This is a genomic window from uncultured Friedmanniella sp. (assembly GCF_964244285.1).
Classification (GTDB): Bacteria; Actinomycetota; Actinomycetes; order Propionibacteriales; family Propionibacteriaceae; genus Microlunatus.
The window spans coordinates 558278-573467 of record NZ_CAXTHT010000001.1 but is presented as its reverse complement, the minus strand read 5'-3'; the positions used below and the strand labels follow the sequence as shown (position 1 = coordinate 573467).

Annotated in this window: 4 protein-coding genes; all 4 read left to right on the top strand. The window is 70.8% G+C overall.

Annotated features, from left to right (window positions below; all coding sequences use genetic code 11):
* Nucleotides 1–114 precede the first annotated feature (114 nt).
* The 4 genes from ACFE7W_RS02680 to ACFE7W_RS02665 all read left to right on the top strand — a co-directional run bounded on the left by ACFE7W_RS02680 (nt 115) and on the right by ACFE7W_RS02665 (nt 15189).
* On the top strand, nt 115–693 hold the full coding sequence (locus ACFE7W_RS02680) for a hypothetical protein (RefSeq protein ID WP_375423218.1): 579 nt from the start codon (nt 115–117) through the stop codon (nt 691–693).
* Between the two features lie 61 nt (nt 694–754).
* Nucleotides 755–1693: a hypothetical protein gene (locus ACFE7W_RS02675; protein ID WP_375423217.1), complete on the top strand. Its 939-nt coding sequence runs from the start codon at nt 755–757 to the stop codon at nt 1691–1693.
* Entirely contained in the window at nt 1686–12215 is a 10530-nt protein-coding gene (locus ACFE7W_RS02670) for a fibronectin type III domain-containing protein (protein WP_375423216.1), read from the top strand. The genes ACFE7W_RS02675 and ACFE7W_RS02670 overlap by 8 nt, the downstream gene beginning before the upstream one ends.
* On the top strand, nt 12145–15189 hold the full coding sequence (locus tag ACFE7W_RS02665; protein WP_375423215.1) for a hypothetical protein: 3045 nt from the start codon (nt 12145–12147) through the stop codon (nt 15187–15189). Before ACFE7W_RS02670 ends, ACFE7W_RS02665 begins: the two co-directional genes overlap by 71 nt.
* Nucleotide 15190 lies beyond the last annotated feature (1 nt).

Sequence of the window (15190 nt, the reverse complement as noted above, 5' to 3'; positions counted from 1 at the left end):
GTGCAGGACCTCGGAACCCATTGATTCCGCTTACGTGGTAAACGGCGCGACACCTGTTGTAGCATGCTGCGCATCCGGGGGCGGTCCATCTACCACCTACAGAAGGCGTCCCCGATGTCTGCAACCCTGGCCGGTCCCCGCTCCGGTCGTTCGGCCCGCACGTCCGGTCGTTCCCAGCGTCTGCCCTGCGTCGCCGCGCTGACCGTCCTCGCCGCTGCTCTGGCCACCTCCAGCGTGCTGCCCGCGTCGGCGGTGCCCCTGACCGACTCCGACTCGACGACGGCGAACGTCGCTGTGTCGTCCGTCATCACGCTGACCGGGCTGACGTCGGGCTTCACCCTCACGGGCATCCCGGGAGCGACCGTCGCCACCCTCAACGCCGTCACCATGAACGTCGAGACGAACAACGTCGCGGGGTACGACGTGACGGTCGAGGCCGCGTCGGACGTCCTGGACCCGGCCGACACCGTTGCGAACCCCGATACCATCCCGATCGACGCTCTCAGCGTGCGGGAGAACGGGACCCCGACCTATACCCAGCTCAGCGACACGACCCCGGTGACCGTGCACACCCAGGACTCGCGCTCCGATGACGGCGGGGACGTCATCGGCAACGACTACTCCGTCGACATCCCGTTCGTGAACGTCGACACCTACTCGGTGACGCTCAACTACATCGCCACCACGCTCTAGCGGGGTGAGCTCCTCCTCGGGACCTGCTCGGCCTCGGCTCCTCCGCCTCCTTGCCGCCGTAGTGGGCGCCGTCCTCGCGGGCGGACTCGGCCCGGCGACGGCGGTCGCCGTCTCGCCCTCACCGGCCCCCCAGCCGAGCGCGTCCGTCTCCTACGGCACCAAGCCCACGCCGTTCTCGTTGACGGTCAGTCCGACGCGCCTGGTGATCGATGCCGCCGACATCGAGCGCTCACAGCAGTTCACGGCGGTCAACCGTGGCGAGCACGCGCTCACCGTGATGGTCGACAAGCGCAACTTCGTCGCCCGGCCCGACGGCAGCATGGCCTACCAGAAGGCGGCCCCCTTCGGCGCGGAGAGCTGGTTGACGATCAGCCCCAGGCAGTTCGTGGTTCAGCCCGGAGCCGCGCAGGTCGTCACCGCAACTGTCCGGCCGCCTGATCGGACCGAGCCGGGGGACCACCAGGCCGCCATCGTCTTTATGGTGCCTTCGGGCCGCGCGGCCGGCAACATCGCCATCAACCGGGGCGTGGCCACCCCGGTGTACGTGACCGTCCCCGGTCCGGTCGAGGACACGGTCGTGCTCACCCACTTCTCCGCCCCGTCCGTGACCGCCGGCGGCACCGTGCCACTGTCCCTCTCGGTAGAGAACCGCGGCACCGTGCACCGCGACTTCCGCGGCCCCACCGCCATCACCGTGCACGCCGCCGGCAAGCCAGCCAGCTTTCCCGACTTCACCGTGCCGCGGGGTACCTCCCGCGACACCAGCACCACCTGGCAGCCACCTCTGGTGTGCATCTGCCACCCGTCGGTGTCCTTCCCGAACGCCGACGGCACCCTCCAGACGAGCACCATCCGGGTAGTCGTCTTCCCGTGGCCGCTGGCCCTCGGCGTGCTCGCCGCGCTGCTGGTGGTGCTGTTGCTCCTCCGGCTACGTCGACGACGCACAGCACCGGCGGTCGTCCCCGCAGCGTCGTCCGCAGTGAGCAGCGGTGATGCCTGAGGGCCGCTCTTGGGTACGCCCCCTGGAGGACCGGTTGATCCGGCGCACGGCGGGCGTGGTCGTGCTCACCCTGGCTGCCGGCCTGCTCGCGGTCACCGGCGTCACCCCGGCCGCTCCCGCGGCTGCGGGCACTCCGTCGGGCCTGATCGGGCGGTGGAAGTTCGACGCGGGCAGTGGGACGACGGCTGCCGACTCGGTGGGCAGCAAGCCGCTCACCCTGTCCGGTACAGCCGGGTGGTCGACGACGCCGATCCAGGGCGCGTCGGCGCTGGCCACCAACGGCTCCAACGGCTCAGCGGCATCAGCGAGCTCGGTGCTCACCACGAGCTCCAGCTACACCGTCTCGGCCTGGGTCAAGCTGAACAGCTCGAGCGGCTACCAGACGTTCGTGAGCCAGGACGGCAGCCAGGTCAGTGGCTTCTACCTTCAGCTCCGGGGCGACACGGGCAAGTTCGCCTTCACCCACCTCGCCTCCGACTCGACCGCCGCCGCGACCTACGTCGCAGGCGGGACCGTGCCCGTGTTGGGGCAGTGGTACCACCTCGTGGGGGTGTACGACTCGACGGCCAACACCGTCGCGTTGTACCAGAACGGCCGCTTGCAGCAGACCACGACGGCCAGCGGCACCTGGGCGGCGACCGGGACCCTGGCGGTCGGGCGGGGGAAGTTCGGTGGCTCGGTCGACTTCGTGAACGGCACGACCGACGACGTCTCGGTCTACTCCGGTGCCCTGTCGGCGAGCGACGTCGAACAAGTGACCGAGTCGGCGCGGTGGAAGTTCGAAGAGGGCAGCGGGGCGACCACGGCCGACGACTCGACCAACGGCTACACCGCCACCCTGCAAAACTCACCGGCCTGGACGCCGGGGGAGATCGGCACCTACGGCCTCCTGTTCAACGGCACCAACGCGCACGCCTACCCCTCGAGCAGTGTCATCGACACGTCCAAGAGCTTCTCGGTGAGCGCCTGGGCCCGTCCTGACGGGGACACGAGCGGGTACAACATGGTGGCCTCGGTCGACGGGGCGAACTACTCAAGCGGCTTCTACCTGCAGCTGACGGATGGCGGTAGGTGGGCCTTCAACCGCTCGTCGGCCGACGTGGCCAGCCCTGTCTATGCCGCCTCCAACTCGACGGCTGCCGCGGTCTCTGGCACCTGGTACCACCTCGTCGGTGTCTACGACAGCGTCGCCAAGACGTTGACCCTCTACGTCAACGGGGTCAAGCAGGCCTCGGTGAGCTACACCACCGGGTGGAACGCGACGGGCAACTTCATCATCGGCCGGGGCAAGGTGGGTGGTGCGGCCGTCGGCTTCTGGAACGGCGCGATCGACGACGTCCGCGCCTACTCCTACGTTCTCGACGACGCCGCGGTCGCGGCCCTGGCCGGCACCGCGCCGACCGCGCCGGTCAGCCCGAGCGCCACCGCGGGCGGCAGCAGCGTCACGGTCACGTGGGCGGCGCCGTCGAGCAACGGGGGCAGCAACATCACCGGGTACGTGGTGACCCCGTACAAGGACGGTGTCGCGCAGACCCCGGTCAGCGACAACGCCAGCACGACGACGCGGACCCTGACCGGCCTCACCCCCGGCAGCGCCTACCGCTTCACCGTGGCGGCGGTGAACCCCATCGGCACCTCGCCGGCGAGCGCGCAGTCGACCGCCGTCACCCCGTTCGACGTCCCCGGCGCGCCGACGATCACGGCGGCGACCGCGGGAGACAGCCGGGTGACCCTGACCTGGTCCGCTCCGGCCAGCACCGGGGGCAGCGCGATCACCGGGTACGTGGTGACTCCCTACATCGGCTCGACGGCTCAGGCGGGGACGACGTTCTCCAGCACCGCGACGACGCAGACGATCGTGGCGTTGACCGCGGGGACGGCGTACACGTTCAAGGTGGCGGCGCAGAACGCCGCCGGGACCGGAACGCCGTCGGTGGCCTCGACCTCGGCGACCCCGAACGCGAATCCGACGCTCACCTTCGCGGCCCCGCCGCCGGGGGTGGTCGGGACGGCCTACAGCACGCAGCTGACGGTCAACGACGGCACGTCCCCCTTCACCTGGTCGGTGGCCAGCGGCACCCTGCCGGCGGGGATCTCCTTGTCCTCGGCCGGCCTGTTGAGCGGCACCCCGACGACCGCCGCCAGCTCGACGTTCACCGTGCAGGTGAGTGACGCCAGCAGCCAGACCGCGACCAGGACGGTCACCCTCGTGGTGGGCTCGACGACACCGGCGGCACCCGCGCCCCCGACCGCGGCGGCGGGGGTGACGAGCGCGACGGTGTCCTGGACGGCGCCGGCCAGCAACGGTTCGACGATCACCGGGTACAGCGTGACCCCGTACCTGTCCGGGCTGGCGCAGACGCCGACGAGCTTCGACGCCAGTGTCACCGCGCGCACCATCACGGGCCTGACCGCAGGCGGCTCCTACACGTTCACGGTGGCGGCGGTGAACGCGAACGGGACCGGTGCGGCTAGTCAGCCGTCCAACGCGGTGACCGCCTACGACGTGCCGGCGGCGCCGGCGATCAGCAGCGTGACGGCCGGGGACACTCGGGTGACCGTGTCCTGGACGGCCCCGGCCAGCAACAACGGCCGGGCGGTCACCGGTTACGTCGTGACCCCCTACATCGGTTCTACGGCCCAGACCGCCACGACGTTCGCCAGCACCGCCACCACGCAGACGGTCACAGGGTTGGCCGCCGGGACCGCCTACACCTTCACCGTGGCCGCGCAGAACGCGGCGGGGACCGGTGCCCAGTCGGCCGCCTCGTCATCGGTCACGCCGAACGCGAACCCCACGGTGACCTCGACCACCCCGCCGGCCGGGGTCGTGGGGAGCGCGTTCGGCTACCAGCTGACCAACAGCGCCGGGACGGCGCCGTTCACCTGGTCGGTGACGACCGGCAGCCTGCCGGCGGGACTGACCCTGAGCTCGGCCGGCTTGTTGAGCGGGACCCCGACCACGGTCGGCAGCTCGACCTTCACCGTGCAGGTGTCCGACGCCAGCAACCAGACCGACACCCGGTCGCTCACCGTCGTGGTGACGGCTCGGCCGGCCACGGTCGCGACACCGACGGCGACGGCGGGCCTGACCAGCGCGGTGCTCACCTGGACGGCGCCGGCGAGCAACGGCTCCACGATCACCGGCTACGTGATCACCCCGTACCTCGGTGGCACCGCGCAGGCCACCATCACCGTGGACCCCTCGGCCAAGACCCGGACGCTGAACAACCTGACCGCCGGCAGCATCTACACCTTCACCATCGCCGCGCTGAACGCGAACGGCACCGGGACGGCCAGCGCGGCGTCCAACCCGGTCACCCCCTACGCTGCGCTGAACGCGCCGACGATCGGCTCGGTGACTGCGGGCACCACCTCGGCGACCCTCAGCTGGGCCGCCCCCACCAGTACCGGGAACAGTGCGATCACCGGCTACGTGGTCACCCCCTACATCGGCTCCACCGCCCAGACACCGCAGACCTTCACCGGTACCGCGACCACCCGCACCCTGACCGGGCTCACCCCGGGCACCGCCTACACGTTCACGGTGGCGGCCCAGAACAACTCGGGCACCACCGTCGTCAACCGGATCGCCAGTGCCGGCACGGTGGCCACCGTCGACGGTGGCCCGAGCTGGGTGGACAACGGCTCCTACCGCAGCGGTGCCTCCGCCGCGACCGGCTTCGGGTCGATCGACGGCGTCGACTCGACCGTCCCCTCGACCACCCCGCTGGCCCTGTTCTACACCGAACGCTACGGCTGGGACGCCGGAAACGAGATGGCCTACGCCATCCCCGTCGCTTCGGGCATCCCGATCAAGGTGCGCTTGTTCTTCGCCAACCAGTACTCCGGCACGACCACCGTGGGCAGCCGTGTTTTCGATGTCGCGCTGGAGGGGACGACCGTGCTCCCGGCGTTCGACGTCATCGCGGCGGCAGGCGGGAACCGGATCGGCACCATGCGTGAGTTCACCACGACCAGTGACGGCACGGTCAACCTCACCTTCACCCACACCCCCAAGTCCGACCCGGTCGTCTACGGGGTCGAGATCCTGCAGACCGGCACCGCGACCACCGGCCCCGACTCGTCAGCGTCGGCTGCCGTCACCCCTCATGACAACCCCACCCTGAGCTTCCCGACCCCGCCGGCGGGCCAGGTCGCGGTCGCGTACAGCCAGCAGCTGACCGTGAACGGCGGCACCGGCCCCTTCACCTGGACGGTCCTCAGCGGCACGCTGCCTGCCGGCCTCACCCTCGGTGGGAGCAGCGGCATGCTGAGCGGCACGCCTACCGCAGCGGGCTCGAACTCTTTCACCGTCAGGGTGACCGACGCCAGCGGCCAGACCGCCACCCGTGACGTCACCCTGGTGATCGCCGCCCAGCCCAGCATCGCGTTCAGCCCGGCGGCAGGCGAGGTGGGCGTCGCCTACAGCCAGCAGCCCACCCTCAGTGGCGGCACCAGCCCGATCACCTGGTCGATCAGCGCGGGCAGCCTGCCGGGGGGCCTGAGCCTCAACACCTCGACCGGGCTGGTCGCTGGTACCCCGACCGCGTCCGGCACGTTCTCGGTGACGGTCCGGGTCGTGGACGCGAACAACCAGGTCGCGACCAGGACGGCGAGCATCGTCATCGCCCCGCTGCCCACGCTGACCTCGACACCGCCGAAGCAGTACCAGCAGGCCGGTTTCGCCGTCAACTTCGTCGCGACCGGGGGCACCAGCCCGTTCAGCTACGCGGTGGTGAGCGGATCGCTCCCCTCGGGGGTGAGCCTCTCGACCGCCGGGGTGCTGTCGGGCCAGACGAACCAGGGCAGCTACTCCTTCACCGTCAGAGCGACCGACGCCAAGGGCCAGACCGCGGACGATCCGGTCACCCTGGTGGTCGACGTGCCGCCCGTCCAGCTGGTCAAGACCGCCAGCCCCACCAGTGTCGCCCCGGGCGGCACGGTCACCTTCACCCTCACCGCGACCAACATCTCGAGCACCTCCTACGAGAACACCCACTTCTACGACCCGCTGGCCGACGTGCTCGACGACGCCACGTACAACGCCAACGCCTCGGCCAGCGCCGGCAGTGTCTCCTACAGCGGCTCGACCCTGGACTGGGCGATCCCCCTGAACGCCGGCCAGAGCGCGACCCTCACCTACACCGTCACGGTGGCCAGTCCCGACCCCGGCAACCAGATCCTGACCGGCCAGGTCGACGGGATCTATGCCAGCACCAGCTGCAGCGGGTCGCAGCGCACCAGCGCCTGCACGGCAGCCGTCACGGTGTCCGGGCTCTCGGTCACCACCACGGCGAACACCAGCAGCACCACCCCGGGCAGCACGGTGAGCTACAGCGTGGTGATCGCGAACACCGGCCAGACGGCGTACGCCAGCACCGGCGTCAGCCAGAACCTGAGCGGCCTGCTCGATGACGCGACCTATCTGGGCAACGCGGCGGCGACCGCGGGCGCCGTGGCGTACTCGAGCCCGACCCTGACCTGGACGGGGCCGCTGGCCGTGGGCGCGAGTGTCACCGTCAGCTTCTCGGTGCGGGTCCTCGATCCCGACCCGGGTAACCGTTCGCTCACCGTGACCGCGGTGTCTTCCGCGGCCGGGAGCACCTGCCCCAGTGGCAGCCCCGCCGCCTCGTGCTCCTCGACCGTCCCGGTGTTGGTGCCTGCCCTGGCGATCAGCATCTCGGCCGACACCAGCACGACCACGCCGGGCAGCACGGTCGCGTTCGCCGTGACGCTGGCCAACACCGGCCAGACGGCCTACACCGGCACCACGGCAGCGCTTGCGCTCAACGGCTCACTGGACGACGCGACCTACGTCGGCACCACCGCCAGCGCCGGCAGCTACAGCTACGCGTCGGGCACGGTGACGTGGACGGGGACCATCGCGGTGGGAGCGACGGTCACGCTGACGTCCACGGTGACGGTCGGCGACCCCGACCCGGGAGACAAGTCGCTCACCGCAGTCGCCTCGTCGGCGGCGGCCGGCAGCACCTGCCCGGCGGGCAGCACGACGACCGCCTGTTCCACGACCGTCCTGGTGCTGGTCCCCGCTCTGACCATCGCGGCGTCGGCCGACGTCGGCAGCACCACGCCCGGCTCGGTCGTGCACTACACGGTGCTGGTCACCAACAGCGGCCAGACCGCCTACACCGGGGCCGCGGTGAGCGTTCCGCTCAGCGGCGTGCTCGACGACGCCACCTACAACGGCGACGTCAGCGCCACCCCGGGCACGGCCTCCTACGCGAGCCCGACGATCAGCTGGAGCGGTGACCTGGCCGTCGGGGCCACCGCCACCATCACCTACGCGGTCACGGTCCGTCAGCCCGACCCCGGTGACCTCAGCCTGACCAGCACCGCCGTCTCCGCCACCCCGGGCAGCACCTGCCGGTCGGGGGGCAGCGATCCACGCTGCACGACCACCGTCCCCGTGCTGATCCCGGCGCTGACCCTCACCAACACCGTCGACGCCGGAGCCACGACGACCCCGGGCGCCCGGGTCCGCTACACGACCACCGTCGTCAACACCGGACAGACCAGCTACTCCGGCGCGGTGGTGACGATCGACATCAGCGACGTCGTCGACGACGCCACCTACCAGAACGACCGCACCGCGAGCACCGGCACCCTGGCCGAGGGCGCCTCCTCGATCCGGTGGACGTTGAGCCTCAGCGCGGGCCAGAGCGCGACAGTCACGGCTTCCTTCCGGGTGAACGACCCGGTGACCGGGAACAAGACCCTGGTCACCAGTGCGACCTCCCCGGCGGCCGGGAGCACGTGTCCCACCGCCGACGCCGGCTCGTCCTGCCACACCAGCGTCGCCGTGCTGGTGCCCGGTCTGACCCTCAGCACCACCGCCGACGCGACCACCGTCACGCCAGGCGACGTCGTGACGTACACCGTCGTGGCGACCAACACCGGTGAGACCGCGTTTGCGCCGGCGGTGGTCACCGACGACCTGGGCGGCCTGCTGGGTGACGCGGTCTACAACGGCGACGCCACGGCGGACACCGGCTCAGGCACCCTCTCCTACAGCGCCCCGACGCTGACCTGGTCGGGACCGCTGGCGGGCGGGGCCTCGGTGACCCTGACCTTCTCCGTGACCGTCCGGGACCCCGATCCCGGGAACAAGCAGCTGGTCAACCGGGTCGTCTCCAGCTCGGCCGGGAGCACCTGCCCGGCCCGGAGCGCGAGCCCGTCCTGCACCGCGACGGTCGGCGTGACCGTTCCGGGGCTCACCATCACCACGAGCACCAACGCGGTGACCACGACCCCGGGCGCGGGAATCCTCACCACGGTGACGGTGAGCAACTCGGGGGCGACGGCCTACCCGGCGGCCTCCTTCTCCACGTCGCTGTCCCGCACCCTGGACGACGCCACCTACGACGCGGGGTCGGTAGCCGCGAGCAGCGGCACCGCCGGATTCAGCAGTGGGGTCATCAGCTGGACCGGGCCACTCGCCCCGGGTGGGTCCGCCACCCTCACGTACGCGGTGACCGTGCACACCGCTGACGGTGGCGACAACCGGGTGCGGTCCACGGTCGTCTCGAGCGCCCGCGGCAACAACTGTCCCAGCGGAGGGGCGGACGCCCGGTGCTCGACCGACGTACCGGTCGCGCGCCTGGTGCTTACGCAGACGGCCGCCGAGGCGACGACCACGCCGGGCTCGCTGGTCCACGTCGCCACCACCTGGGCCAATACCGGCCAGGTCCCCTACACCGGCATCAGCGTCGTCAGCCCGCGGGCCGACACCTCCGATGACACCAACCCGACCGGTGACCAGACCACCAGCTCCGGCACCCTGAACCGGACGGCCACCTCGTTGATCTGGACCGGCGACATCCCCGTCGGCGGGACGGTCACCGGCACCCGGACGCTGCGGGTCAAGGATCCGGACCCGGGCAACAAGGTGATCACCGCCACGCTCGTCTCGAGTGCGCCGGGTAACAACTGCCCGGACGCGACGACGGACCCGGCGTGCACGTTCTCGGTGACGGTGCTCGTCCCGGCACTGACGATCACCAAGACCGCCAACACCTCGGCCACGGTGGCCGGCGGCACCGTCGGCTACACCATCACGATCGCCAACAGCGGCGAGACCGCCTACACCGGCGCCTCGGTGAGCGACTCCCTGGCCGGGGTGCTCGACGACGCCAGCTACAACCTGGACGCGTTCGTGAACCGGGGGACGGTGACCTACTCCGCCGCCGTGCTCTCCTGGTCCGGGGACCTGGCGGTCGGGCAGACCGCCACCATCACCTACTCCCTCACTGCCACCAGCCCGGCGTCGGGCGACAAGACCATGGTGAACGTGGTCACCTCCGACACCCCGGGCAGCACCTGCCCCACCGGGGGCACGGCGGCGGCCTGCCGGTCCACGGTGGTGGTCCTCACCCAGCAGCTCACCATCGTCAAGACCGCCTCGGTGCGGAACGCGACGCTGGGCAGCACGGTCGGCTACTCGGTCACCGTGACCAACTCCGGTCAGACGTCGTACTCGGGCGCCTCGTTCAGCGACTCACTGGACGGGGTGCTGGACGACGCCGGGTACGACGCGGACGCTGCCTTGAGCGGACCGGGGACCGTCGGCTACGCCTCGGGAGTCCTGAGCTGGTCCGGCAACCTGAGCCCGGGTGCCTCCGCGACCCTGACGTACTCGGTGACCATCGACGACCCCTCAACCGGTGACCTGAACCTCACCAACACGGTCATCTCCCCGACCACCGGCAGCAACTGCGCCTCCTTGAGCACCGACACCCGCTGCACCGCGGACGTGGCGGTGACCAACGCCGTCACGCTGACCCTCACCAAGACCGCGGACGTCCTCGCCACGACGGCCGGCTCGGTCGTCCACTACACGGTGACCGCCGTCAACTCCAGCGCGACGGAGGTGGACGGGGCCGACTTCACCGACTCCTTGGACGGCATTCTCGACGACGCCGAGATCGAAGGCACCGTGACCGCCAGCACGGGCACAGTCTCCCTGACAGGCTCGAGCATCTCCTGGATCGGGAACGTGCCGGCGGGGGACAGCGTCACCGTGAGCTACGCCGTGCGTGTGCTTGCCTCCACGCCTACGCCCGGGGACATGATCCTGACCAGCAGCTTGACCTCCACGGCACCGGCCGCCAGCAACAACTGCCTGGCCGGCAGCACCGATCCCCGCTGCGGCAGCCAGGTGCCGGTGGCCGCACTCGTGATCGAGCGCTACTACACCCAGACCAGCACGACCCCGGGCTCGACGATCAGGCTCAACGCCCTGTTCACCAACACCGGCCGGTACGCCTACCACGGCATCTCCGTCTCCTCCCCGACCGCCGATTCCTCCGACGACGCCGTACCCGTCGGGGATCAGACCGCCACGTCGGGCTCGCTCGTGCTGACGGCGACCACCCTCACCTGGACCGGCGACATCCCCGTCGGCGGCAGCGTCTTCCTGACCGGCACCCTCGTGGTCAAGAACCCGGACACCGGAAACCGGAACATCACCGCGACGTCGAGCTCGAGCGCGCTCGGCAACAACTGTCAGGCCGGTAGCCCCGACCCGAGGTGCAGCTCGTCCCTGCCGGTTCTGCTGCCTGAGCTGACCATCGCCAAGAGCGCCGATGTCGAGCAGGCCGCGCCGGGTGACGTGGTCACCTACACCGTCACCGTCACCGACTCCGGTGAGACGCCCTACCCCGGCGCCGTGGTCACCGACGACCTCACCGACGTGCTCGACGACGCCGACTGGGGGGCCGACGCCACGGCCACCAGCGGCGACCTCGACCTGAACGGCAACACCCTCACCTGGACCGGTGACGTGGCGGTGGCGCAGAGCGTCACCATCGTCTACTCGGTCCAGGTGTCGACGGCGGAGGCCGGTAACCGTTACCTGGTCGACCAGGTCAGCACGGCAGCCGTGGGCAGCAACTGTCCGGCGGACTCCGCCGACGCGGCCTGTTTCAGCGAGGTCAACGTCCTCCAGCCGGGCCTGCAGTTCTCCGTCCAGAGCGACCACGTCACCGCCCAGCCCGGCCAGGTGGTCACCACCACCATCACCATCGCCAACGACGGTGAGACCACGTACGCCGCCGCGCAGGTGAGCGTGGCCCTGGCCGACGTCCTGGACGACGCCAGCTACGACGGCGACGCCGCGATCGTGGACGGCCGTGACGACGGGGAGGTGACGGTCGCCAACGGGGTGCTGGGCTGGGCCGGCTCCCTGGCGCCGGGGGAGGGTGCGGTGGTCACCTACTCCGTGACGGTGGACGATCCGGTCGGGGGTGACTTCCGTCTGGACCAGACCGCCACCTCCGACTCCCTCGGCAGCTCCTGCGTCAGCGGGACCGCCGACCGGTGCGCCAGCTCGGTACCCATCGCCAGCCTGCACCTGTCCGACGTGGCGAGTCGGCCGCGCCGCGCCGAACGACGTCGTCCGCTTCACCGAGACGTACACCAACGTCGGTCAGGTGCCGCTCTACGGGGTGCACATCACGATCGACGGCCGGGATGTCTTCGACGACGCGAGGTACAACGGTGACGCGACTCCCAGCTCGGGCAGCCTCGGTCTCGACCCCGACACGGGGCTGCTGACCTGGACGGGCGACCTGGCCGTCGGGGCCAGTGTGGTGACGACCGGCTCGGTCACCGTGGACAACCCGCTGGACCCGGGCGGCAACCGCCATCTGCGGACGCGGATCGCCACCACCGATGTGCCCAGCAACTGCCCGCCCGCCAGCACCGACCCGGAGTGCCTGATCGACGTCCCAGTCCTGACCCCCGGGCTGAGCATCGTCACGACCGCCAACCGGACCACCGCGACTCCGGGGGCGACGGTGGGCTACACCCTCACCATCGCCAACACGGGCGAGACGGCCTACACCGGCGCCACGGTCGCCGACGACCTGTCCGGGGTGCTCGACGACGCGACCTACAACGCTGACGTCTCTTCCGGCGGGGTGGGGACCGTGTCCGTCATCGGGTCGACGCTGACCTGGAGCGGAGACCTCGCGGTGGGTGCCGGTCCGGTCACCGTCACCTTCAGCGTGCGGGTGCAGGCGCCCGACAACGGCGACCTCAACCTGGTGGACGCCGTGACCTCGGAAGACCTCGGCAGCAGCTGCGCGTCCGCTGACCCCGGTCCCACCTGCTCGAGCATGGTCACGGTGCTGATCCCGGCGCTGGACGTCAGTGTCGCGGCGGACAGCACCACGGCCTACCCGGGGGCGGTCGTCACCTACACCGTGACGGTGACCAACTCCGGTCAGGCGGACTATGCGGGAGCGTCGGTGTCCATCGCGCTCGGCGGAGTGCTCGACGACGCGATCTACAACGCCGATGCCGCCGTGGCCACCGGCGCGGTCGGCTACCTGGCGCCCAACCTGACCTGGACCGGCGACCTGGCCGTCGGCCACTCGGAGTCGATCACCTACAGCGTCACCGTCCGGGACCCCGACCCGGGCAACCGTTCCCTGCTCACGTCGGTGAGCTCGCCCGCACCCGGTAGCACCTGCCCGCCCGACAACCCGTGCACGAGTACGGTGACCGTCCAGGTGCCAGCGCTGTCGGTCTCCATCACCGCCGACTCGGCCACGACCACTCCGGGCGACCGGGTCACCTTCACGATCCGGCTGAACAACACGGGGCAGCGGATCTACCTCGGCACGACGACGACCGCCTCACTGGCCGGCGTGCTGGACGATGCCACCTTCAACGGCCAAGTCGCCTCCTCCTCGGGTGTCGCGACCTACAGCGCGCCGAACGTGAGCTGGACGGGGACCCTGCTGCCGGGTCAGCAGGCCACGATCGTCTACAGCGTCCGGGTTCGTGAGCCCGACACCGGCGACCACCGGCTCGCGGCCAGCGTCACCAACGACGCCGCGGGCAGCACCTGTCGGCCGGGCAGCGACAGCTCGCTCTGCGCCGCGGACGTGGCGGTGCTGGTACCGGCGCTGGCGGTCTCGGTCGTGGCCGGGGCGCCAACCACCACCCCGGGCGGGTTGGTCACCTTCACGGTGCTGATCGCCAACACCGGCGAGACGCCCTACACCGGGGCGAGGGTCACGAGCTCGCTGAACGGCCTGCTCACCGACGCCGACTACGCCGGCGACGCACACGTGACCACCGGCGGCGGCAGCCTCGGCTACGCCGACGGGCAGCTGAGGTGGACCGGCGATCTGGCGGTGGGTGCCAGCGCTACCGTCACGTACTCCGTCACCGTGCACGACCCGGTCACCGGGGACAAGCAGCTGGTCGCCACCGTCGTCTCGACGGCGCCCGGCAGCACCTGTCCCACGGCAGGGACGACGGGCTGCTCCGCGACCGTCCAGGTGCGGGTCCCCGGCCTGACGGTTCGGCTGAGCGCCGCCCCGGCCACCGTGACCGCCGGCGGGCAGGTCGCGTACACCCTTCGCCTACTGAACTCAGGCGAGACGGACTACGTCGGCGCGACGGCGGCCGTCTCCCTGGCCGACGTGCTGGACGACGCCACCTTCGACCCGGCAGGCGTGGTCGTCGGCGCCGGCACCGTGACGTACGCCGACCAGACCCTGACGTGGAGCGGTTCGCTGGCCCAGGGTGACGAGGCGACCGTCACGTTCTCGGTGACGACGAACCTCCCCAGCACGGGCGACCAGAGCCTCGACGCCGCCGTCGTCGCGCCGGAGGTGGGCAGCAACTGCCCCGGTGGCAGCACCGATGCGCTGTGCTCGGTCACGACCGTGGTCAAGGTTCCCGAGCTGAGGATCACCAAGACGGCGAGCGCCACCCACGTCGTCGCCGGACAGTCGCTCTCCTACACCGTCACCGCCACCAACACCGGCGAGGCCGACTACGCGGCCGCCGCGCTGACCGACGACCTCAGTGCGGTGCTGGACCACGCCGGCTACAACGAGGATGCGACGGCGACGAGTGGCGGCGTCAGTCTCGAGAACGGTGTGCTGACGTGGTCCGGACCGCTGGCGATCGGGGCGTCGGTGGTCCTCAGCTACTCCGTGACGGTGACGCCGGCGCAGGTCGATTCCGTGTTCGTGCTCAGCAACCGGGTGTTCTCGCCGAGTCCTGGCGCGACCTGCGTCGACGGCGGCAACAACCCGCTCTGCACGACCTCGACGACGGTCGACGCCGGCACGCTGGAGCTGAGCGGGCTGTCCTCGTCGTTCACCCTGACGGGCCAGCCGGGCGACACGGTCAGCCTGGACGACGCCGTGGTCGGCACGGTGGTCACCAACAGCCTCTCGGGCTACTCCGTGACGGTCCAGGCCGAGGACGACCAGCTGCGCGGCAGCTCGCCCGGCAATACCGACACGATCCCGATCGACTTGCTGGAGGTACGCGCGAACGGGACCTCGGCGTGGACCCCGCTCTCGGCCACGACCGCGACCAGGGTCGGCGGTAGCGACAGTGCCTCGGCACCCGGCGGTGACGCCGTCAGCAACGACGCCCAGATCCAGATCCCTGACGTCAGCTCGGACACCTACTCCGGCACCCTCGACTACGTCGTCGCCACCCAGTGAG

Bases quoted from the DNA above. Each gene is read 5' to 3' on its own strand.
- ACFE7W_RS02680 (WP_375423218.1), top strand. From the start codon at position 115: ATGTCTGCAACCCTGGCCGGTCCCCGCTCCGGTCGTTCGGCCCGCACG.
- ACFE7W_RS02670 (WP_375423216.1), top strand. From the start codon at position 1,686: ATGCCTGAGGGCCGCTCTTGGGTACGCCCCCTGGAGGACCGGTTGATC.